The following is a 21,658-nucleotide window of genomic DNA, read 5'->3' on the forward strand; positions in this document are numbered from 1 at the left end:
CTAAATAATTATTATTAAACAATATCTAAAATTTCTACTTCAAATATCAAAGTCGAGTTAGGTTCGATAGATTGTCCCGCTCCTGCTTTTCCATAAGCGAGGTTAGATGGGATAAAAAGTTTCCATTTTGAACCTACGGGCATTAATTGAAGGGCTTCTACCCAACCCGGAATCACCTGGTTCACACCAAATGTTGCCGGTTGGCCGCGTTCTACAGAACTGTCGAATACAGTGCCATCGATAAGGGTTCCGTGATAGTGGCATTTTACCTGGTCTGTAGCTTTCGGCATGGAGCCGTTTCCTTCTTTCAGTATTTCGTATTGGAGTCCACTTGGCAGAGTTACAACTCCCGGCCTGTTTTTGTTGATCGCTAAAAATTCTTCTCCGGCTTTCAGGTTTACTTCAAGTCTTTCTCCCTGCAGTCTGGTAAAATAATCGTTCATTACTTCTTTTGCTTCATCGTATGACATAGCAAGCGGAGCTTCGTTTATTACATCCTGCATCCCTTTCAAGAAAGCTTCAAAATCCACTTTTTTGATACCGGAACTTAAGAAGTTGTTACCAATACTTAGTCCCAGAGCGTAACTGATTTTATCCATATATATTTTCATTTTTAATTAATATTGTAAATCAGAATGATAGATATCTGATAACAAAGATTAATTGTTTATTTTTATTTGCCAACAAAAGTAATTCTTTTCACGATACATTGATAAAGTTTATAGGCGAAAAAACTATATTTGTATGTTATACTTACATTTTTTAATATTTATGAAGCATATTGTTGTTTTATCAGGTGCTGGAATGAGTGCTGAGAGTGGTATATCCACATTCAGGGATTCCGGAGGATTGTGGGAGCAGCATTCGATAGAAGATGTAGCTACTCCTGAGGGATTCAGGCGTAATCCGCAACTTGTTCTCGATTTTTATAATGCGAGGAGGACAGCGGCTTTCGAAGCTAAGCCCAATAAGGGGCATATAGGTCTGGCCGAAATGGAAAAAGAGTATAAAGTATCGATCATTACTCAGAATGTGGATAGCCTGCACGAAAGGGCAGGCAGCACGACGGTTTTGCATCTGCATGGTGAACTGGATAAGGTGCGCTCTACGGCCGATCCTTCTCTTATCTATACACTTACTCCCGATAATGCTGAGATTAGAGTGGGGGATAAATGCGAAAAAGGTTCACAGCTCCGTCCGCATATTGTCTGGTTCGGAGAGGCTGTGCCGATGATAGAAAAAGCTATAGAAGTAGTCCGGACTGCCGATATCCTCGTGGTAATAGGTACTTCTCTGAATGTGTATCCTGCTGCCGGATTGTTGAATTATATTCGCCGCGACACTCCTGTTTATCTGATAGACCCGAATGAAGTAAAGGTATATCAGCAAGATATTCATTTTATAAAGAAAGGAGCATCGGAGGGAGTTGAGGAATTACGTAAGTTGCTTAAATAATGCTTTCTATGATATAAGCCTTTTTAATGTATAAACTAAAACAGAAGTATAAATGAGAAACCAACCTGTAGCATATTTGTTCGCGCTCCTGTGCCTCTTATCTTTTTTCTTTAGTTGCGACTCATCGAAAAAGGAAAGGGCAAAATGTGATTCTACCTATAAACACTGGGTGTGGATCAATCCTCAGGAGAAAGATACGGAGGAAGAATTAGCTGTAAAATATAAGAAATACCATGATGCCGGAATCGCAGGTATATTCTTTGAAGCCGATAGCGAAAAGCATTACCGTGCGGCAAAGAAACAGGGGCTCGAAGCGCACCGATGGATGTGGATAATGAATAGGAGCGATGCCCTGAAATCACATCCTGAATGGGCGGCTGTAAACAGAAAGGGAGAATCCTGTGCCGACCATCCGCCATATGTGGATTATTACCGGTGGATGTGTCCTTCTCGCCCCGAGGTGGCTGATTTTCTGGTGGCTGATGTGAAAAATGCATTAGCTAAGGATTATGTAGATGGCATCCATATGGATTATGTCCGTTTCAGTGATGTGGTATTGGCTGTTAATTTATGGCAGGTCTATGGAATTGTGCAAACGGAGGAATTGCCGGAATACGATTACTGTTATTGTAATTTATGTAAGGCGAAGTTTAAAGAAGAGTACCATAAAGACCTGGATAGCATTCAATATCCACAGGAGAGCCTTTCATGGCGTACTTTCAGGTATGACGCGGTCACAGGTATTGTTAATAAGATAGGAGACGTCGCTAAAGCATATAACAAGCCGCTTACCGCAGCTGTTTTTCCTACTCCTGATGTCGCAAAGCGCCTTGTCCGTCAGGACTGGACAAATTGGCCTCTGGATGCGGTTTATCCGATGATCTATCATGGGTTTTATAAAGAAGATGTACCTTGGATAGGGGACGCTACTAAGCAGGGCATACGCGGTATCGACGGGCGTTTTCCTCTGTATGCAGGCTTGTTTTTACCGGATTTCAAAAATAACAGCGAACTGGAAGAAGGGATAAAATATGCACTGGAAAATGGAGCATGCGGCGTTTCTATTTTTGGAGAATTAAACGATGATGTTCTTGCTATATTGGCCAAGTACAGGACGAAGCCGGAATAAAGCCCGGGTCGGCAAGAGTATAAAAAGGCGAAATCTGTAGATATTCGCCTTTTTTATATATGATTATTCTATTTAATATTCTCCAGTGTTTTTACCAGATAATCGTAGAACTTAGCCACTGTATCTATTTCCACAAACTCGTCAGGAGAGTGGGCGTTCAGGATTGTAGGCCCAAAGGATACGATGTCCAGTCCCGGAGTGCTGCCTAATATGATACCGCATTCCAGCCCGGCATGTACAACTACAACATGCGCTTTTTCCTTATACATGGTCTCGTACAGTTTGGCCATCATATTCAATGTGTCCGATTGGGCATTAGGCTGCCATCCCGGATAACCGTTTTCGATGGAGACTTTCGCACCTGCAAGAGCAAATACGCTTTCCAGGCTTGAGCAAATCTCATCTTTGCGGGTTTCCGAAGAACTGCGGGCTAGCATCTTTGCTGCAATATGTCCCGGTCCGGATTTGATGGAAGCAAGGTTGGTAGAAGTTTCAACGATACCTTCAAAATCGGTAAGCATGCTGATCACACCATTCTGGCACCCAACTACCGCATTAATCAGGCTATCCTGTATTTCTTCCGGTATGAGTGTTTTCGGCAAGTCTGTTTTGGCTGCTTTGAATGACAGGTTTTGCTCTACGGCCTTGTATTCTTCCTTGAATATCTTTTCATACGATTTCACAAGCTTCAGGAAGTCTTTTTCGTCCTCTTCGGGAAGTGTCACTATAGCGACGGCTTCGCGGGGGATCGCATTACGCAGCGAGCCTCCGTCGATTGCCGAAAGACGTACTTCATAACTGCTCACGGCTTCTTTCAGGAAATAGAACATCAGCTTGTTAGCATTGGCTCTGCCCAAATGTATTTCCGTTCCGGAGTGACCTCCTCTGAGTCCTTTTAATGTGATTTTATAGGCTATGTCGCCTTTCGGAGTTTTTGCGTCTTTGAATTCCCAATCTGCATTTACATCCGCACCTCCGGCACAACCAACACACAGTTCTCCTATTTCTTCTGTATCGAGGTTCAGCAGGATACTACCCGAAAGGAATCCCTTCTTCAATCCTATAGCACCTACCATGCCTACTTCTTCGTCTACGGTAAATAAAGCCTCGATTTTGCCGTGCTTCAGTTTTTTATCTTCCAGAACAGCCATCATAGCAGCTGCCCCTATACCATTGTCAGAACCTAAAGTGGTCGATTTGGCTTTTACTTTGTTGCCGTCTATTACAGTTTCTATAGGGTCCTTCGTAAAATCATGCTTTACATCAGAGTTTTTTTGAGGAACCATGTCCAGATGGGATTGGAGGATTACCACAGGGGCTTTTTCCATACCTTTTGTTGCAGGCTTAGTGACTAATACATTGCCTGTCTTGTCTTGCTTAACGTCGAGCCCTAGCGATTTCCCGAAGTCAATTACAAATTTTGTAATTTCTTTCATCTGCCCTGTAGGGCGTGGAATTTGGGTTAAATCATAGAAGTGCTTCCACAATTGCTGCGGTTTTAGTTTAAGTATTTCTTTCGACATAATGATTATGTTTTAAAATTTACGAATAGTAACAAAGATAGGAAAATATCAGTGCGGATAATCAGCATAACAGATATTTTTAGATTATTTCCGGATGCATTGCTTACAATCTGTTTTGTCGTTCTTCTTCTTATTATATATAATGTGATCTGCTGGGATTATAATATTGTCCGCCATTATAAAAAAGGTAACAGATATATCAGTTAACAGTAAACAGTCATCAGTCAATAACTCGTAAGATGTAAAACTTTGCGTCTTTGCGTGAAACAAAACGCCAGCCAACTTGTAACTCGTAACTGCCCTAGGGCGCAGGAATAACATTCGCCGAAGCGAAGGCGAGACAAACTTGTAACTGTTAAAAGGTAACAAAGGTAACAGATATATCAGTAAACAGTGAACAGTAAACAACTCGTATTTTGTATCTCGTCTACTCGTAACTCGTAACTGCCCTAGGGCGAAGTAACTTGTAACTGTTAAAAGGTAACACTTTTTCACTTATTACTTTTTACCCTCATTATAAGTCCCCCTTGGGGGATCTAGGGGGCCATTTCATTCTTTCAAAGAGCTCCAGCTATCAGCCAATATATAGATAAAATTGTACAAATAAGGTAACACTTGGCTGCTAAAGTTAATTGGCGTAAATAACTATTATTCTATTTTCTTGCTTTCGATCTGACTCAATAATAAATCCGGACAAGAATATGGATACATAAATGCATAGATTGAATGTTTATTCTTAATCAACGGATGAAAGAGTAAAAAAGAGGGTGTGTCAAAAGCCAAATTGCACTATCAAATTATTGCCCTCTTTGTCATTGGCTCCGCTTTGCTCTGCCGAACGTTGTTTCTGAATGCAATGAAGAATCCCGACCCTCCCGACACGAGATGTTTCACTCCGTTCAACATGACAACCAACGGTCACAGGAGCGTAGCGTATGTAAATAGAAAGTAAAAATTACTTTTGACACACCCTCATACTTTTTTGTAACAAGAATTATTTCAGTAGAAGATCATTCCGGTTTCTGTAACCTTTGATATAGCATCTGTACTTTTTCCCGTTATCAGTGTTGAAAAACGCGATTATCTCCGAAGGAGGTTTCTTGAAAAGCTTTTCCTGTGCTATTTTACTCATGTCAATAGTATAGTCAGCTTTGAAATTGCTGATTATACTTGAGTCACAATCAAACTTATTTTTATACTCGTTCAGTACCACATGGCATTTCGCTTCAAAATATATTTTCATGTCTTTTTGGCTGAATACTTGTATAAAGCTTAGTATAAAGAAAAAGAAACTCAAAGATAATAGTCTTTTCATGTGTTTATTATTTAAAAGTTGAAAGTAAAGGATATAAGGGTGTAACGCCATGAGCTAAGTTATCATATTATATCGACATTATCATTACTGGAGTTTATATTGAATAGGGGTTTATTTTATGTGATTATCAGATGCTTATGAAGTATATTTTTTTACACCCTAAAAATTAGATATTTGGAGAATTGTGTTTTTAATCATCTTATATTCAGGTGCATAAAAACTTATTGTATATAATGTCTAATATTATTATTGATGTATTAAACAGGCTATGAAATATGATGGTTTTCAAAACAGCTCTTTTTGTATTTTCCCGTTTCTTTACTTGTAAAAAATAATTGATAATTACACCACATGAAACAGTAGACATCAGAAAAATAATAATGTTATCATAGAATCTTTTATGAAGGACAGAGAATAATAGAGTCAATAAAAAAAGAATAATGAAATAATTTTTTATTTTCAATAATTGGAGAATTTTGAAAGGAACCAATTGGATTAGAACAGTTTCAATAACAGGCGCTCCGATAATAACCATAAAGTAAAGATAGAAAGTCTTCTTCAGCATCTCATTAGGATTCTCATAACCAATACTTTTCTGAATATATACAGCCAGAAAGAGAAACAAAATAGCAAATGAATAATGCCATAGAAATAATCTGTTCTTATCAAATGATTTCATGCTATTATTTTATGACTTATATAACAAATGTACAAAAAAGTAATAACTATACCAGAAAGGTTTTGTCTGACAAAAAACGGAAACAAGAATATTTATTTTTGTTTCCGTTGTAAGTTAAATATCTTTTATCCAGTCAGCTGATTCGGGAATCAGTACACAATTGATAAAATACTATTATCTGCCAGCAGTAAATGTAGCTTCTTCTCCTAATCCCATGCCGGTTCGACTATCTGTTATAAGTTCAGATACGATACGAAGCCATGTCCAAAAATCACTACTACCTCCATTAATCTGTTCCATTTGTCGAGTATCTAACTCTTCTACTCCGCAAACCTCCAAATCTAAATTTTTCATAATAAAATACTTTTAAAATTAATAATAAATTCCAAAAGCAAACCGGTTTAGCTTATTTTTTTACAAAGATATTGTCCTTCCGTATAATTTTTTATACGGAAGAGAAAAAGTGGAACATCCTCCGCTAATTTCTGTTAATTCATCTTTATTCAACAATTTGATGGAATATTTAATCTCAAGAGCGGTATCATCATTATATATGAAGCTTTGTTTCTTTCTTGAATAACTGATCGATACATTATAAGATTGTAACTCGTCGATCAGGCTATATAACGTACCTCTGCTGATGCCTAATCTATTAGCCAGTTCGTCGGGGTGCCCGGTCTTTTCTTCTTGTATCAGTTTCTGTATTAGTTTCAATCGCTCTATGTGTTCTGATATTTTCATATTCGTATGATGTATTAAGGTTTTTAATGGTTATTTCTGTTTCTTTAAAGCCAATGCGGCTATTCCGAATAATCCGCAAAGAATTACCCATATGATAGATTGCAGGGCAAATACCCCGGTAGCGAAAGCTGTCGCATTTAATTCACTGACGCCATATAGCATCAATGCGGCTACTACCGCTATCTGCCAGGGACCTAAGCCTCCGTTGGACGGTATGATCATGCTGAGACTGCTTAACGCGAATGTTATCAGTCCGGCCGTAATACCCAGATTTTCCGTGAAATCAAAAGCGTAAAATGTTATATAAAAATAAAAGAAATAAGATGTCCAGATGGCAATAGAACAGAGCAGGAGGCGCCCCTTGGTTTTCATCCGCCATATGGATTTCATATCATTTACCATGCCCGACAGGAAACTTTTTACCTTCTTTACGATTATATTTTCTTTAAAGAACCTGAAGACTATGTATGTTGTAACCACAGCGGCGACTAATGCTATATAGAGAACAGGTGATTTCACAATCATCAGGATGATATCAAGAGTCGATTTGCTTTGTTCCAGTTGTGTAATGAAGAACTGCATATTTATAAGGAATGCTACAAGGCAAATGACAATAACTGTTATCATATCGAATATACGGTCGAGTATCATGGTGCCGAATAGTTTCGTAAAAGGAATTTTCTCCTCTTTGGCAACCATGCCGCATTTCCAGATTTCTCCGGCTCTGGGTATCGCAAAGTTTACTGCGTACCCGCCAAGTATAGCATATATAAGGGTCGATAATTTAGGCGTATATCCTAACGGTTGGATAAATAATTCCCACCGGTAACCTCTTATGATATTACCCAATAGGCCAAATACAAGGGATGACAACAGAATGGCCCAATTGGCATTTTTGAGGACAATCCACAATTCGGCAGGGTCTATTTTGCTGATAAGGTAGTAAACAATGGCAATACCCAGTACCAAAGGCAGTACTATCTTCACCAAAGTGTTGAGTAAAGATTTCTTCTTAGGTGTCGTTACTTCTGTCGATTCTTCCATTTGTATTGTAAAATTGTATTATCTTTAGAGGATTTCTTGAAACTGTTTTTTCTTCATTATGCTCTTTCTGCAAAATGCACGTCTACGTCTGTAAACTTTGTTTTTGACTCAGGAGCAAGCCTCGAAAAATCAGATTTTTAGAAGCTCCCTTATATAATAGTAGAAGTACAAGCAAATTTTTGGTAATAAAACACTACCTTTGCGCCTGCAAAGATAATCATAATTGTTAAGCATGGCAGTAGTTAAAGCAAAGAAATTCTTAGGACAGCACTTTTTGAAGGACCTGGATATCGCCCGTCGTATTGCGGATACTCTCGACGATTTTCCAGATGTGCCTGTTATTGAAGTGGGGCCGGGAATGGGAGTGCTTACTCAATATCTGATAGAGAAGAGAAAGGAACTTACCGTCGTGGAACTGGATCGCGACTCTGTTCCTTACCTTAACGAGCATTATCCTGCCTTGCGGGGACATATTATTGAAGATGATTTTCTGAAACTGGATTTGTTGAAAATATATAATAGCCAGTTTTGCGTAATTGGTAATTATCCTTACAACATATCTTCACAGATATTTTTTAAAGTACTCGATTATAAAAACCAGATACCATGTTGTTCGGGAATGCTACAGAAAGAAGTGGCTGAACGTATCGCCGCCAAACCCGGTGGCAAGACATATGGTATATTAAGTGTACTGCTTCAGGCATGGTACGATATTGAATATCTTTTCACGGTGAGTGAGAAGGTGTTCGACCCTCCTCCGAAGGTGAAATCGGCAGTGGTGAAACTTGTCAGAAACAAACGTCAGAGTTTGGACTGTGATGAAAAATTATTTAAAACAGTTATTAAGACAGGGTTTAATCAGCGCCGTAAAACATTGAGGAACTCGATGAAACCATTGCTCGGAAAAGATTGCGATGCATATACAGACCCGGTTTTTGATGAGCGACCCGAACGGCTCTCGGTTGCAGATTTCGAAAGGCTGACAAATATTGTTGCTGCTTTTTTGCCCGGGAGACAAGACGAGAGGAAATAGAGTACACACCCTTTAAAAGAAAGCGCTCATGTCGGAAGTAAAACTATTTTACCATAAAGACAATGCTATAAGAATGAGCCGTAGCATTGAATTCCTGAAAACTACACCCATCAAAAACTTCCTTTGGATCGACCTGAACAATGTAGATGAGGAAATAGAGAATGAACTGGAAGATTATCTGAAGATCTATATACAGGAAGAGGAGGAGATGGTCGAAATCGAGATGTCGTCCCGCTATATGGAAACTGCGGATTCTCTGGTCGTGAATTCGAACTTCCTGCTGAGTAATTTTGAGCGGGAGCCGGTTTCGTTTATCCTGAAGAATAATATACTGATAACTGTACGTGGCGAGGACCTGACTTCTTTCCACGAAACAATAAAGAAAATATCGGCTAATCCGAAGACTTATCCGACTGGATATCATGTATTTGTGGCCATACTGGAGACGCGGGTCGAAATAGACGCGGATATGGTGGAGGATATGACACAGGAGATTACGACGCTCAGTAATAGTATCAGTATTCAGGAAGCGGATGAGGAACTTTTGATGGAGATCAAAAACCTCCAGGAAAAGACAATGATGCTGCGTGAAAATATTATAGACAAGCAGCGTGCTGTGTCCAGTATGTTGAAAAGTGAACTGATGCCGAAGGAGCTGCATGGCAGGATTACCATCCTTATTAAAGATATAAATTCACTGCTTGAACATATCCGTTTCAGCTTCGACCGTCTGGATTACTTACAGGATACTTTCCTCGGGTTTGTGAACATCGAGCAGAACAAGATTATCAAGATGTTTACCGTTATTTCTGTCATATTTATGCCGCCTACGCTTATTGCCAGTATATATGGGATGAACTTTGGCGATATGCCAGAATTGAAATGGGAGTATGGCTATGTCTTTTCGATAGGGTTGATGATATTCGCCGTGGCTGTAATTCTGATCTATTTCAAGAAGAAGAAATGGCTGTGATTATATCCATAATTCTATGATATAAGAGGATGTGTCAAAAGTATTTTTCACTTTCTATTTACATACGCTACGCTCCTGTGACCGTTGGTTGTCATGTTGAACGGAGTGAAACATCTCGTTTCACAGGGTTGAGATCCTTCGTTGTACTCAGGATGACAAAGAAGGTAGCACATTGACAGTGCTGTTCCCCTTTTGACACAGCCTCTTCTTATTTTTTGGATTTTCTATTCTGTTCCTCTACGACTTTCTTATCTTCCTGTCGGATTTAGCGGCTTGCTTGTCCTTTATTGTTTTTATTTTCGTAGCCTTTGGCGTTTTTGACGAAGCTTTGGGCTTTTCGGCTTCTGTATTTTGAGGTGCCAGAATCTTTTTCGCTGCTTCTAACTCTTGCTTAGCGGTTTCCGTTAATACGGGATAATGTAATTTCAAATCGTTTATCCTGTCACAGATAACTTCCCCTACCGCATATCGCATAAACCATTTATTATCGGCCGGGATTACATACCACGGGGCATCGTCGGTGGATGTATGGGTAAGCATATCGGAATATGCTTTCATATAATCGTCCCAGTGTTCACGTTCTTTGAGGTCCGATGCAGAGAATTTCCAGTTTTTTGATTCATCGTCGAGTCTTGCCAGAAAACGCTTTTCCTGCTCTTCGTGTGATACATTAAGGAAGAATTTAAGTATTACCGTTCCGTTTTCGGTCAGATGGCGTTCAAGATCATTGATCTGCCTGTACCGCTTTTTCCAGAACTTGTCGTCAACGTCTTCTATTTTATTGATTTTGGGTAGTTTCCCGTTCAGTACTATTGACGGATGTACTTTGGCAACCAGGACGTCTTCATAGTGCGAACGATTGAATATGCCTATCCTTCCGCGCTCGGGCAGACATTTATAGATTCTCCACAGGTAATCGTGGTCGAGTTCTTCGGCTGATGGTTGTTTAAAAGAATATACCTGGCATCCCTGCGGATTAATGCCCGACATCACATGCTTTACTGTACCGTCTTTTCCGGCGGCATCCATTGCCTGGAAAATAACAAGTACGGAATAGCGGTCCTGAGCATAGAGTTTATCCTGGAGCTTTGCCAGTTTTTCTGTGTTTTCAGTCAGTAGTCTTTCTGCTTCGTCTTTATTCAATCCGGCAGTGAAGTCTGTTTGATAATCGGAGACTTTATGTTTTTCTCCGGGCTTAGCGATTATTTTTTTCAGAACATCTTTTTTCATAATGGTTCTTATTTAGAATTTTATACTTGTGTATTGTAATTTAACAAAATACAAACCATAAAAGTTGTCATATGTTTAATGCGGCTGTTACTACAGCCTTGGGTCTATCTTATATATTCTATTTATCCAGCTTCAATACCATCAAATAATCATGTTCCTTTTCCTGTATAATTTCAAATCCCAGTTTTTTATACATTCTCACAGCATAATTATTCTTGTCTACACTCAGGGATGTTTGTTTATAGCCTTCTTTGCGAAGGTATTCTATCATCCTTGACATTAACAGTGTGCCGTAGCCCTGATTCCGGTATTCTTTGAGTAATGAGATTGCAAATTCAGGAGTTTCATTATCTACATTTCCAAAGCCTTTTACTTCTCCTGCCAGAATGCGTATCCATACTGCACCTATTATTTTGTCGTTGAGGACGGCTACCAGACAATAGTCATCTTTCAGCTTTCCAAAATCGTGTATATAAGCGTCTATTCCCGGATTCTTGATTACATCGTATGGTAAAGGCGCGGAGCCTTCGTCCTGATAAATTGCTTCATACAGCATACTTTCAAGAACAAAGAGCTCTTCTCTTTTTATTTCCCTTACCGATATTTCCAAGCTATTACTCTTCCTTAAACCATCCCGAGTACATCAGATAATTCTTTGCGATCTTCTGATTCATTTCTTTAGCCTGCTCGGGATCTACCTTCTTGACAAATTTGGCCGGTACGCCGGCATAAATACTACCCGGCTCTACCTGTGTACCGCTAAGTACAACTGAGCCTGCCGCTATGATGGCGCCCTCACCGATGACAGCATGGTCGAGAACGATGGCTCCCATGCCAATTAATGCCCCGTTTTCTATTTTGGCCCCATGTATGACTACATTGTGCCCTACTGAAACATCGTCACCAATCTCCACTACCGATTTCTGATATAGTGTATGCAGGACACTGCCGTCCTGGATATTTACCCGGTCCCCTATGCGGATGGAATTTACATCGCCACGCAGTACGGTGCTGAACCAGATACTGCAATCATTTCCTATAACTACATCGCCGATGATTGTTGCATTCTCGGCCAGATATGTGTTTTTTCCTATTTCGGGTGTAAACCCTCTAACTTCTTTAATTAATGCCATTGTTATTTATATAAAAATCGAAAAGTTTTTCCAGATTCTGTTCGTCTACTTTCTTTGCTATGATTGTTTTATTTTTATTTAGAACGAAGACGGCCGGAACACCCGATGTATCGTAATATGTCCAGTACCGGGACTTATATTCCGGGTCGGCGCAATTGATCCAATCGCTTATATCCTTGCTTTGTACGAATCTTGTCCATTCTTCTTTATTATTGTTCAGGTTTATGGTTACTACCTTAAGCCCTTTGTCTTTATATTTTGTATATATTTTGTCGTGAAGCTCAGGAGTGGCTGTTTGACAATGCCCGCAATCGGTGTTGTAAAAATATAAGAGCAGATATGCGGCGTCGATGTCGTTGGTGTTGATTGTCTCGCCTTCAAGGGTTTGCAGAGTGAGATTATGAGCCTTCATCCCGATGCGGTTATTTTTGATTAGCTCGTATTGTCTCCGTAATTCCGAATTTTGGGCGCTATCGATCCACACTAGGTTTTTGTCGAAAATATAATCTTCGGCCAGACGTGCCCAGATATTTTCGTCACCCATTCTCAGGCTCTTTAGTGATTCATTTGTAAGTTTCGACAGCATTTCTTTAAAACAAAATTCATTCCCTTTTGTTTTTGCTACCAGCCGGCTTGCTGCATCTGCCAACGAATCCGGGACCTGATCCACCCAGTGTTGTATGTAAGTGTCTATATAGCTGCCCATATAGTTGGTCGACCATAGGCGGGGATCGGTGAGGTCTACATTGTCAAAGAAATGCCGTTTGCCATACTCCCTGTTTTCTTGGAATTCTTTCCCGTCTTTTGGCTGTTTATAAGGTAATGTAACAGACTCCATCCCTTTCAGGAAAACTCCAAACCAGTTGCCTTTATTGTCTTTTATTGTCTTCTGGATATAAGCCTGAGTATTTTCATCTAGTTTTTGAATCTCCACACCCAGATTCTTTCTTTTTTGAGTGGTAATGGATGAGTCTTCAAGTTGTTTTTCCAATTTGCTTCGTTCTATATCTCTTTTCTGAATGTTATTCAGGTATGTCCACAATAATTTGGTATTGTTGCTGCCGGTTACTGTGCTTTTTGTAAAGTCTTTCTCGTTTATGAATAGTTGGATGTCATTTTCTCCTTTATCAATAAGGAGATCAATACGGAAGTCCGGTTTTATAAAAATAAAATATTGTCCTGCTGCCGGTTCTTCCGAAAGGCTGAGCCTGGCTTTTCCTTCTGCTGATAATTGTACCGAATCCCGGGCATAGGTAGTACCTTTCCAATAATAGCCCAGATATAACATATTATTCTTTTGGGATGGAATGTTTACGTTGAGGTTGAAGCCTGCTTCGTATTTGTTTGTGTTGTTTTGAGCCTCCGCTTTGAAAGCAAAGAGGAGGCTTATAAAGATTAATACACTATATTTCATTTGTCTTTTCTTTTAACCAGCTTTTTTCTTCCTCAGTTAGCAGAGGGGAGAGACGGTCATATACTGATTTATGGTACTCGTTGAGCCATATGATTTCTTCTTTCGTCAGCATTTCCTTTATCACGGGAGTTGTGTCTATCGGGCAAAGAGTAAGAGTTTTGAACGAATAGAAATCTCCGAACTCCGTAGAGGTCTCATGCTGTGTAAGTATAAGGTTTTCTGTGCGGATACCATATTTTCCGGCTCTGTATAGTCCCGGTTCATTGGATGTAACCATGCCGATCTGTAGTGTTGTAGGGTTCTCGTTCATACGGATACTTTGAGGACCTTCATGTACATTGAGGAAATGGCCTATGCCGTGCCCTGTTCCGTGCAGGTAGTTTATTCCGTTGTCCCACATGGATTTACGGGCTAGGATATCCAGCTGGCTTCCACGTGTTCCTTGCGGGTAAACGGCAGTGGCAAGGCTGATATGGCCTTTTAATACCATGGTGTAATCCTTTTTCATTTGCCCGGTAAGCGGGCCTACAGCTACGGTACGGGTAATGTCGGTAGTGCCGTCAAAGTATTGTGCGCCGGAATCTACCAGCAGAAAACCTTCGGGTTTGATCTCAACCGAACTTTCAGGTGATACGTGGTAATGCACGATAGCACCATTTGGCCCGTAGCCTGAAATGGTATCAAAGCTTTCTCCTACGAAGTTATCTTGCCGGCTTCTGTATTCTACCAGTTTTTCAGGAATCATTATTTCTGTAACACCACCTTCAGGTACAGCTTTTTCGAGCCACATGAAGAAACGAACCAAGGCTACGCCATCACGTTCCATAGCGTTGTTGAATCCTTGTATCTCCGCTTCATTCTTGATGCTTTTCATCAGGTCGGCAGGAGATGGGATATCTATGATCCTGTTTTCTGTGGGGATTGTATTATACAGGCTGAAAGTTATTTTACTGCTGTCGAGGCAGACAGATGTTTTTATTTTTGATACATAATCATATACTTTGGAGTATTCGGCAATTGTTACTCCCTCTGCCTTCAGATAACTTGTAGTTTCATCGGACAGTTTTTTCGGATCGATGAATAGTACGGTTTCCTTGCGCGAAATACAGGCATAGCTAACGGTCACCGGATTACATTTTACATCATTGCCCCGGATATTGAAAATCCATGCAATGGTATCCAATGATGCTACAAGCAAAGATTCGGCTCCGCTTTTTTCGACAGAGTCGCATATGCGCGCTATTTTTTTGTGAGCCGGTTCTCCTGTATATTTTTCGGGAAGCACAAAGAACGGATTCTTTGGGATTTCAGGCCTGTCGTGCCAAATTACATCGAAAGGATCATAATCGCTGATCAGATGCAAGCCTTTCATATTTAGTTTTTTAGTCAGGTTAAAAGCCTCTTTGGCGGCATATACATTACCATCTATACCCACATAGTCACCTTCTCCCAGTTCAGAGGCCAGCCACTCATCAATGGCGGGAGTCTGAGGCAGGCCATCTTTGAACAGGTCTATTCCTGTGCCATCCAGTTCACTTGCCGCCTGAAGGAAGTAGCGCGAATCAGTCCATAATCCGGCTTTCTCGCGGGTTACAACTACTGTTCCGGCCGACCCGGTAAAGCCGCTTATCCATTCTCTTGAAGCCCAATGTGACGCAGGGTATTCGCTCAGGTGAGAATCTGTACTGGGAATAATAAAGGCATGTAATCCTTTCTCTTCCATAAACCTGCGTAAAGCGTTCAGCCTTTTATGAATTGTATTGCTCATATGTTTATATAGTTATTAGTTAGAAGCAGCTAATTGGCGAATTAGCATATTTGAAAATTCGCAAATGGAGTATAAGCGACAATATCATTTGCTAATATTCGAATCTGCTAATTATTTTTTCACCCTTTATTATTAATTTTTTATTGTCCTTTATACATTGAACAGCCGCCGTCAAATTGCGCGCCGGGTTCTATCTCTATCGTTCCCGTTTTTATGTCGCCTTTCAGGAATGAAGATGCTCTTAGTATAACGTTTTCAATGCATGAGATGTTTCCATTTATCGACCCCCATATTTCTATATTTGTACAGTCTATATTCCCGGATATTTTTCCATTGTTTCCTACTATTATTTTCCCTTTGCAACTGATATTCCCCTCTATTATACCATCTATGCGAAAATCTTCTTCGGCACTGATGTCACCTGTTATCCGCGTGCCCGGTGTAAGGATGTTGTGAGTGTTGGCCGTTGTTATGCCTTCTTTCATTTTTGCCATTTTAAATTAGTTCGTTAGGTTTATCAGGAAACAAACTTAGTTAAAAAACATCAGAACTATCCATTTCTTAAATAAAAATAGTCACTGTTTTAATAGTTTATAACATGTCTTTTACATGTTCGGCGAGTCAATCCGAATCCATCTTTTTACCTATCTTTGCCAATCGAATAATCAAAATACAATATAATTGTGAAAAGTTTTATATTATTGGAAAATCTGACTATTTATGCCAATCATGGCGTTTTTGGCCAGGAGACTGTAGTAGGTAATGTTTATATCATTAATCTGAAAATCGGGGTGAATCTGGAGAAAGCCTCATTGACGGACGATTTGGATGATACGATAAGTTATGCGGATATCTATGAAGATGTTAAAAATGAGATGGCTATACCGTCAAAATTGCTGGAGCATGCAGCGAAACGTATAATAGATCGTCTAAAGGATAAATATACTCAGATAGAAAGTATCGAGCTTAGACTCTCGAAGCGTAATCCGCCTATTGGAGCGCAGCTGGACTATGCAAGTGTTATTCTTATTGATTAGTGTCTATGAGGGTAAAAAAGATAACGGAACTTAACCGGATTTCGATAGACGAATTTAAGGACGCAGAGAAAACCCGGCTGGTTGTTGTATTGGATAATGTAAGGAGCCTGAATAATATCGGATCGGTTTTTCGTACTTCAGACGCCTTTTTGATAGAAGCGGTCTGTTTATGTGGAATAACCGCTTGTCCGCCAAATGCGGAAATACATAAAACCGCTCTGGGCGCCGAAAATTCTGTGGATTGGATATATTGCGGGGATACGGAGGATGCTGTCAGGGCGTTGAAAAACAAAGGCTTTACTATTTGTGCTATAGAGCAGGCTGAGCGCAGTATTATGCTGGATGAACTGGTATTGGACAAAACAGAAAAATATGCTGTCGTATTAGGAAATGAAGTGAAAGGTGTCCGGCAGGAGGTTGTAGACCTATGCGATTGCTGTATTGAAATTCCTCAGTATGGGACAAAACATTCATTGAATGTTTCCGTTGCGGCGGGTGTTGTCATATGGGAATTTTTTAAACAGTTGCGGTGACTTTGCAATATTTTTGTTAGTTTTGCAGTTGCACTCTAATAATATAGAAGTATAACGTAAGGCTATGATGACAGAATCGGATAAACTTTATCTTGAGGAAAAAGGAATTTCCCCGGAAGAATTTCAAAAACAAATTGACAGTTTCAAAAAGGGATTTCCATTTCTGGAAATATCAGCCCCTGCCTCGGTAGAAAAAGGGATAATGGTAATTGCCGCGGGTGAAGAGCATAAGTATTTAGATGCATGGAATACATACGCGTCTTCGGGCCGTAAAGTGATGAAGTTTGTCCCCGCTTCCGGTGCTGCGAGCAGGATGTTTAAAGATCTGTTTGAGTTTTTGGATGCGCCATACAACGCACCCGCGTCCGCATTCGAAAAAGCTTTTTTTGAGGGACTTGAGAAATTTGCGTTCTACGAAGAACTAGATGCAGTTTGCCTTAAAAACGAAGGGAAAGATATTAAAACATTGCTGGCAAGTGGCGATTATAAATCGGTTGTAAAGAATCTGATGAAGCCGGAAGGCTTGAATTACGGAAATTTACCGAAAGGCTTACTGAAATTTCATCGTTATAATGGTTTTTCACGGACTCCGGTCGAAGAGCATCTGCAGGAAGGTTATTTGTATGCCCGGAATAATAAGGGAGAGATAAATCTTCATTTTACAGTTTCTCCGGAACACCGGAATTTGTTTGAGAAACTAATAGGTGCAGAGAAAGGGAAAGTTGAGAAGGAATTATCTGTAACTTACAATATAAGTTTTAGCGAGCAGAAACCGAGCACAGATACTGTTGCTGTAGACGCGGATGATAAACCGTTCAGAGATAATGATAAGATCGTGTTCAGGCCCGGGGGGCATGGCGCGTTGATCGAGAATCTGAATGATTTGGATGCGGATATTATCTTCGTGAAGAATATAGATAATACGGTTCCGGATAAATATAAAGAAGTTGAAACTAAATATAAAAAGATACTGGCTGGCGTGCTGGTAGAGACTCAGCAAAAAGTTTTTGAGTATTTGAAGCTTATAGACTGTGGAAAATATACGCATGATGAATTATTGAAAATTCTGCATTTTATACAGGATGTACTGAATATAAAGAATCCGGATACGAAATTTCTGGAAGATGCGGAACTGGTACTTTATCTAAAGCGTAAACTGGACAGGCCATGCCGTGTTTGCGGTATGGTGAGGAATGTCGGTGAACCCGGCGGAGGCCCGTTTTTGGCGGTGAATACGGATAAAACGGTTTCTCCCCAGATACTTGAAAGTTCGCAGATCGACATGTCGGACGAGAAAAAGAAAGAGATGTTCAAGAGTGGAACACATTTCAATCCTGTAGATATAGTATGTAGCGTAAAAGACTACAGGGGGTATCATTTCAATCTGAAAGATTATGTGGATTATAATACCGGATTTATATCTGTCAAATCGAAAAATGGTAAGGAATTAAAGGCTTTGGAATTGCCCGGATTATGGAACGGGGCAATGTCGGATTGGAATACAATATTTGTAGAAGTTCCGATTGAAACTTTTAACCCTGTTAAAACAGTAAACGATCTTCTGAGGGGCCGTCATTTGTGATTGTTACGCCGGTTGGCAGTAGGTCGCGATGTTTTTTTATGCTGCTCTGACAGAGTGCTTTATGGTTGCCGTTTCCTTTGATCCGTGGTATTGTCATGGGGTTTAAGATAAATAGGCGATATGCCGGAGTAATAATTGTGTTAGCAATGTGTTACCGGAAAATAGACATTCTGTAATGACAATATATTTTTGCTGCGCCCTTTATCGTTGGCTGGTGAAAGGATATTCTAAATATGTGGTGAAGCCCGGGCGCTTTTAACTATAAAAAAAACTTAAAATCTTCATATTTAAGAAAAAAGCATTATCTTTGTGAGAAATTTGAAGGTACATAAAACTTTATAAACGGTCTTCCCCCTATGGTTTTTTTAGGATAATGTTTTGATTTTGACTGACTTTAATAAAACTACAATAATGAAACTTCGATTAATATTAGTCGTATTATTTTTTCTGCCTTTGTTCGTTAAAGGGCAGTCATCTGATCCTAATAAGGTGATATTTTATTCCAAAGGTAAAACGTATGTCAAATATCCTGATGCCGTAATTGCTACGGATAAAGGTGAAAGTCCGTCTACTACATTATATATTAGCGGGTCCGCTAAATTTGCTACAGGCTCAGCGATTGTACAAAAAGGGCGTACGGAAATAATCGGAAATTTTATTAATGCAAAAGATCCTGGTACCCTGGCAACTCCGGTAGCAGAAGATGCTCCGCAGCTTTTCGTTGACAAAACAGATAGCGATGAAAAGGACGGCGTTATTGCTTTTATAGGTACTACGCAGCAACATATATATGGGACTGGAGATAAAGAGGTACAAGGGACCGGTACGGGTGAATGGAATTCTTATACATGGGATACCTATTTGCAGAAAAAGAGTAAATGGATAGAATTTCCTACAATCAGTATAGAGAATAAAACGAATAATAACCTGTTGGTTAATGTATCGGCCGCGATATATGTTAATTATATCCGCGCAAACGGTGATAATCGTTTGGCAGTGGATGCCGACGGGGTTACTGACCCGCAAATAATAAATACCGGTTTTGCCAGAATTAAAAATGTATATCCAACGATGACCTCAAATCCTGTGGCTTTAGCAACCTATAGTCAGGTGAATTTGAAGTTGTATAACTTTATATCAGATGGCAGTGCAAGCACGGACGATGGACACTTTAGCAGTGAAAAGATTACAGATCCTGCTACTTTCGGCGGTTCACTTAGGACTGCAGAAGGTTGGAATAAACTGACGGGATTTTCACCTCCATTCAAGGAGCTGGGTGCCGATTACATGTTCTATCATACATTGACTAAGCCAAACGGAAGCAGTATTACTTCGTATGAAGGGCCGATAGTCGATCCTTTCTTTAGAATGAAATCCGGGCGCGGGTATTTCATCAGTATGGAAGTTTCACATGCGGACCATACAACCGGACCGGATAATATTAATGACAGGTGGAACTTCTTTAACTCTCCGACTAAGGGTATAAAGGATACCAAACGTGCAAGAGGCGGATATACTTTTAACCGGAAGATCTTCTATGATTTGGCTGCGCCTGATGAAGCAATGGAAGGCTTCAGTCGTTTCTTGTATGATGTAACTGAATTCAGTTCGGGTAATGCTTATGCAAATCCGGCATTACCAGTGAATGGTTTGAATGATCCTAAATGGATAGAAAATGGTAAAGACAGATCCAGATACGAACTGATGGAGAATGAGAAGTTCAATACTGATATCTTTACCGGTAGTAATCAAATAACAGTGGATTTGGAACCGGGATTGAATTTCTTAGGTAATCCGTTTATGGCTCCGATAAGTTTGAATCCGTTATTAGGTTATGAAGCCGATGGTGTAACTCAAACACCTGAAGCTGCCAGTGGAGACATTGTGACTACGGGATTTGTGTCTACTATATTTTCTGCTGATGCCTCAAAGCCGGTGAAGATAGGATTAGATCCATCTCAGTCCGGGGTAAATGTGAGACCTAAATATTGGATGATAAATCAGGCCTTAGTCAAATATGATCCAACTAAAAATATATACAATTACCGTACAACTTACGACTTTGTGAGTCATGACGGAGCATCGGCTGTGTATGGTGTTCAGCCCGATAGGACTGGAAACGCATCGCTTCCTTCTATTGATCCATTATCTCATGTGATTTCGCCTATGCAGATGTTTTGCTTACAGGCAGGTGAACCTGTAACAATAAAGCTTGGTCCGGAGTTGCAGGCTTTTGGAGTAACCCGTTTTGCGAAAAGCGCGGAGGCTACCAAGGCATCCGCCGTCAGCGGCAACAACTCTCTGATGAAAGACTGGTTTATCGTGGAGGCTGCTGCTAATGACGGGACAGCCGACAGAACTACTGTTATATTTAATGATAATGCTAAACCTCAGTATAAAGAAGATTCATACGATACAAGGAAAGGTCTATCCGTGGCATTTGAAACATATATAGATGAAGTAAACGGTAAGCCGACCAAGACCTTGTTCGAGCAAAGCAAAGCGATTGTTTATACTAAATCGAGTGATCAGGAAAACCTGCTGGGAAATGCTGTTCCTACACAGACCAAGGAATTAGCCCTGTATTTTATGCCTCCGGCTTCAACTCAGGAGATGACCTTGAAATTCTACGGATTGAATCAACTCGAGTCTGTACCGGGAGTATGGTTGATTGATAGATATCTTAATAATAAGACTATAAAGGTAACACCCGATACTGAATATACTTTTGTTTCGGAAACCGCGTCAAATACAAAGAGCGGGATTAATGACAATCGTTTTATCCTTCGCTTCTATGATACTGAAGGAACAGTGGTAGGACCTGACGAAACAGCGATATCCTGTTATTATAGTTCATCCACATTATATATCTCCGGCTTAAAGGAGAATGATGTGAACAGTGATGTCATCATTTATGATATGCAGGGGCGGCTGATGGGACGGACAAAAATAGCCGAGGTATTGCAGCCATGGACTTATGTGAAGCCTTTGAGCATTGGTACATATATTGTGAAAATTGTAGGTAAAAGAAATCATACTGTGAAATTTGTAAATTTACAAAACTAAATA

At 40.0% G+C, this 21,658-nt stretch carries 20 protein-coding genes; 8 read left to right on the forward strand and 12 right to left on the reverse strand.

All coding sequences use genetic code 11. From position 1 onward, the window contains the following. Positions 1-14 precede the first annotated feature (14 nt). Entirely contained in the window at positions 15-599 is a 585-nt protein-coding gene (gene bamJ, locus ACYQ3L_RS26280) for a BamJ family beta-barrel-assembly machinery protein (protein ID WP_379996851.1), read from the reverse strand. 172 nt (positions 600-771) lie between these two features. Here bamJ and ACYQ3L_RS26285 point away from each other — a divergent pair, with 172 nt between their 5' ends. Both ACYQ3L_RS26285 and ACYQ3L_RS26290 read left to right on the forward strand, forming a co-directional pair. Further along, entirely contained in the window at positions 772-1,455 is a 684-nt protein-coding gene (locus ACYQ3L_RS26285; protein ID WP_379996853.1) for an SIR2 family NAD-dependent protein deacylase, read from the forward strand. A gap of 52 nt (positions 1,456-1,507) precedes the next feature. After that, entirely contained in the window at positions 1,508-2,584 is a 1,077-nt protein-coding gene (locus ACYQ3L_RS26290; protein WP_379996855.1) for a family 10 glycosylhydrolase, read from the forward strand. A 68-nt stretch (positions 2,585-2,652) separates the two neighbouring features. On the opposite strand, the gene ACYQ3L_RS26295 is transcribed toward ACYQ3L_RS26290, so the two are convergent. The 5 genes from ACYQ3L_RS26295 to ACYQ3L_RS26315 all read right to left on the reverse strand — a co-directional run bounded on the left by ACYQ3L_RS26295 (position 2,653) and on the right by ACYQ3L_RS26315 (position 7,886). Continuing rightward, on the reverse strand, positions 2,653-4,107 hold the full coding sequence (locus ACYQ3L_RS26295) for an aminoacyl-histidine dipeptidase (protein ID WP_379996857.1): 1,455 nt from the start codon (positions 4,105-4,107) through the stop codon (positions 2,653-2,655). A 994-nt stretch (positions 4,108-5,101) separates the two neighbouring features. Then, positions 5,102-5,422, reverse strand: a complete 321-nt coding sequence (locus ACYQ3L_RS26300; RefSeq protein WP_379996859.1) for a hypothetical protein — start codon at positions 5,420-5,422, stop codon at positions 5,102-5,104. A gap of 853 nt (positions 5,423-6,275) precedes the next feature. Next, a complete protein-coding gene (locus tag ACYQ3L_RS26305) occupies positions 6,276-6,455 on the reverse strand; it encodes a hypothetical protein (protein WP_379996861.1) in 180 nt (59 codons plus the stop codon). Positions 6,456-6,515: 60 nt separating this feature from the next. Continuing rightward, complete coding sequence (locus ACYQ3L_RS26310; protein WP_379996863.1) at positions 6,516-6,842, reverse strand: HTH domain-containing protein; 327 nt, start codon at positions 6,840-6,842, stop codon at positions 6,516-6,518. A 30-nt stretch (positions 6,843-6,872) separates the two neighbouring features. After that, the gene (locus ACYQ3L_RS26315) at positions 6,873-7,886 is read right to left on the reverse strand and encodes a lysylphosphatidylglycerol synthase transmembrane domain-containing protein (protein WP_379996865.1); all 1,014 of its coding nucleotides are present in this window, start codon (positions 7,884-7,886) and stop codon (positions 6,873-6,875) included. A gap of 232 nt (positions 7,887-8,118) precedes the next feature. Here ACYQ3L_RS26315 and rsmA point away from each other — a divergent pair, with 232 nt between their 5' ends. Both rsmA and corA read left to right on the forward strand, forming a co-directional pair. After that, complete coding sequence (gene rsmA, locus ACYQ3L_RS26320) at positions 8,119-8,919, forward strand: 16S rRNA (adenine(1518)-N(6)/adenine(1519)-N(6))-dimethyltransferase RsmA (protein WP_379996867.1); 801 nt, start codon at positions 8,119-8,121, stop codon at positions 8,917-8,919. Between the two features lie 28 nt (positions 8,920-8,947). Continuing rightward, complete coding sequence (gene corA, locus ACYQ3L_RS26325) at positions 8,948-9,892, forward strand: magnesium/cobalt transporter CorA (protein WP_379996869.1); 945 nt, start codon at positions 8,948-8,950, stop codon at positions 9,890-9,892. A 237-nt stretch (positions 9,893-10,129) separates the two neighbouring features. Here corA and ACYQ3L_RS26330 read toward each other — a convergent pair whose 3' ends face one another. The 6 genes from ACYQ3L_RS26330 to ACYQ3L_RS26355 all read right to left on the reverse strand — a co-directional run bounded on the left by ACYQ3L_RS26330 (position 10,130) and on the right by ACYQ3L_RS26355 (position 15,922). After that, positions 10,130-11,122 (reverse strand): polyphosphate kinase 2 family protein, encoded by a 993-nt coding sequence (locus ACYQ3L_RS26330; RefSeq protein WP_379996871.1) that lies wholly within the window; start codon positions 11,120-11,122, stop codon positions 10,130-10,132. A gap of 118 nt (positions 11,123-11,240) precedes the next feature. After that, positions 11,241-11,678 (reverse strand): GNAT family N-acetyltransferase, encoded by a 438-nt coding sequence (locus ACYQ3L_RS26335; protein ID WP_379996873.1) that lies wholly within the window; start codon positions 11,676-11,678, stop codon positions 11,241-11,243. Positions 11,679-11,736: 58 nt separating this feature from the next. After that, positions 11,737-12,255 (reverse strand): gamma carbonic anhydrase family protein, encoded by a 519-nt coding sequence (locus ACYQ3L_RS26340; protein WP_291109108.1) that lies wholly within the window; start codon positions 12,253-12,255, stop codon positions 11,737-11,739. Then, positions 12,242-13,669, reverse strand: a complete 1,428-nt coding sequence (locus ACYQ3L_RS26345; RefSeq protein WP_379996875.1) for a TlpA family protein disulfide reductase — start codon at positions 13,667-13,669, stop codon at positions 12,242-12,244. The genes ACYQ3L_RS26340 and ACYQ3L_RS26345 overlap by 14 nt, the downstream gene beginning before the upstream one ends. Next, positions 13,659-15,437 carry an aminopeptidase P family protein gene (locus ACYQ3L_RS26350; RefSeq protein ID WP_379996877.1) on the reverse strand — a complete coding sequence of 593 codons (1,779 nt, stop codon included), beginning with the start codon at positions 15,435-15,437 and terminating at the stop codon, positions 13,659-13,661. Before ACYQ3L_RS26350 ends, ACYQ3L_RS26345 begins: the two co-directional genes overlap by 11 nt. A 140-nt stretch (positions 15,438-15,577) precedes the next feature. Continuing rightward, positions 15,578-15,922, reverse strand: coding sequence for a bactofilin family protein (locus ACYQ3L_RS26355; protein ID WP_379996879.1), 345 nt, complete (start codon positions 15,920-15,922; stop codon positions 15,578-15,580). 198 nt (positions 15,923-16,120) lie between these two features. Between ACYQ3L_RS26355 and folB the strand changes: the two genes are divergently transcribed. From folB to ACYQ3L_RS26375, 4 genes are all read left to right on the forward strand, one after another. Then, a complete protein-coding gene (gene folB / locus ACYQ3L_RS26360; RefSeq protein ID WP_379996881.1) occupies positions 16,121-16,474 on the forward strand; it encodes a dihydroneopterin aldolase in 354 nt (117 codons plus the stop codon). Positions 16,475-16,479: 5 nt separating this feature from the next. Continuing rightward, a complete protein-coding gene (locus ACYQ3L_RS26365; RefSeq protein ID WP_379996883.1) occupies positions 16,480-17,007 on the forward strand; it encodes an RNA methyltransferase in 528 nt (175 codons plus the stop codon). 64 nt (positions 17,008-17,071) lie between these two features. Next, a complete protein-coding gene (locus ACYQ3L_RS26370; protein WP_379996885.1) occupies positions 17,072-18,589 on the forward strand; it encodes a DUF4301 family protein in 1,518 nt (505 codons plus the stop codon). A gap of 411 nt (positions 18,590-19,000) precedes the next feature. Continuing rightward, a complete protein-coding gene (locus tag ACYQ3L_RS26375; RefSeq protein WP_379996887.1) occupies positions 19,001-21,655 on the forward strand; it encodes a T9SS type A sorting domain-containing protein in 2,655 nt (884 codons plus the stop codon). Positions 21,656-21,658: the final 3 nt, after the last annotated feature.

This window comes from Dysgonomonas termitidis (assembly GCF_054657735.1).

Coding starts and splice junctions, on each gene's coding strand:
- ACYQ3L_RS26305 (WP_379996861.1), bottom strand. CDS start 6,455: ATGAAAAATTTAGATTTGGAGGTTTGCGGAGTAGAAGAGTTAGATACT.
- ACYQ3L_RS26350 (WP_379996877.1), bottom strand. CDS start 15,437: ATGAGCAATACAATTCATAAAAGGCTGAACGCTTTACGCAGGTTTATG.
- rsmA (WP_379996867.1), top strand. CDS start 8,119: ATGGCAGTAGTTAAAGCAAAGAAATTCTTAGGACAGCACTTTTTGAAG.
- bamJ (WP_379996851.1), bottom strand. CDS start 599: ATGGATAAAATCAGTTACGCTCTGGGACTAAGTATTGGTAACAACTTC.
- ACYQ3L_RS26295 (WP_379996857.1), bottom strand. CDS start 4,107: ATGTCGAAAGAAATACTTAAACTAAAACCGCAGCAATTGTGGAAGCAC.
- ACYQ3L_RS26335 (WP_379996873.1), bottom strand. CDS start 11,678: ATGCTGTATGAAGCAATTTATCAGGACGAAGGCTCCGCGCCTTTACCA.
- ACYQ3L_RS26300 (WP_379996859.1), bottom strand. CDS start 5,422: ATGAAAAGACTATTATCTTTGAGTTTCTTTTTCTTTATACTAAGCTTT.
- ACYQ3L_RS26340 (WP_291109108.1), bottom strand. CDS start 12,255: ATGGCATTAATTAAAGAAGTTAGAGGGTTTACACCCGAAATAGGAAAA.
- ACYQ3L_RS26345 (WP_379996875.1), bottom strand. CDS start 13,669: ATGAAATATAGTGTATTAATCTTTATAAGCCTCCTCTTTGCTTTCAAA.
- ACYQ3L_RS26315 (WP_379996865.1), bottom strand. CDS start 7,886: ATGGAAGAATCGACAGAAGTAACGACACCTAAGAAGAAATCTTTACTC.
- ACYQ3L_RS26285 (WP_379996853.1), top strand. CDS start 772: ATGAAGCATATTGTTGTTTTATCAGGTGCTGGAATGAGTGCTGAGAGT.
- corA (WP_379996869.1), top strand. CDS start 8,948: ATGTCGGAAGTAAAACTATTTTACCATAAAGACAATGCTATAAGAATG.
- ACYQ3L_RS26290 (WP_379996855.1), top strand. CDS start 1,508: ATGAGAAACCAACCTGTAGCATATTTGTTCGCGCTCCTGTGCCTCTTA.
- ACYQ3L_RS26310 (WP_379996863.1), bottom strand. CDS start 6,842: ATGAAAATATCAGAACACATAGAGCGATTGAAACTAATACAGAAACTG.
- ACYQ3L_RS26370 (WP_379996885.1), top strand. CDS start 17,072: ATGATGACAGAATCGGATAAACTTTATCTTGAGGAAAAAGGAATTTCC.
- ACYQ3L_RS26330 (WP_379996871.1), bottom strand. CDS start 11,122: ATGAAAAAAGATGTTCTGAAAAAAATAATCGCTAAGCCCGGAGAAAAA.
- ACYQ3L_RS26365 (WP_379996883.1), top strand. CDS start 16,480: ATGAGGGTAAAAAAGATAACGGAACTTAACCGGATTTCGATAGACGAA.
- ACYQ3L_RS26355 (WP_379996879.1), bottom strand. CDS start 15,922: ATGAAAGAAGGCATAACAACGGCCAACACTCACAACATCCTTACACCG.
- ACYQ3L_RS26375 (WP_379996887.1), top strand. CDS start 19,001: ATGAAACTTCGATTAATATTAGTCGTATTATTTTTTCTGCCTTTGTTC.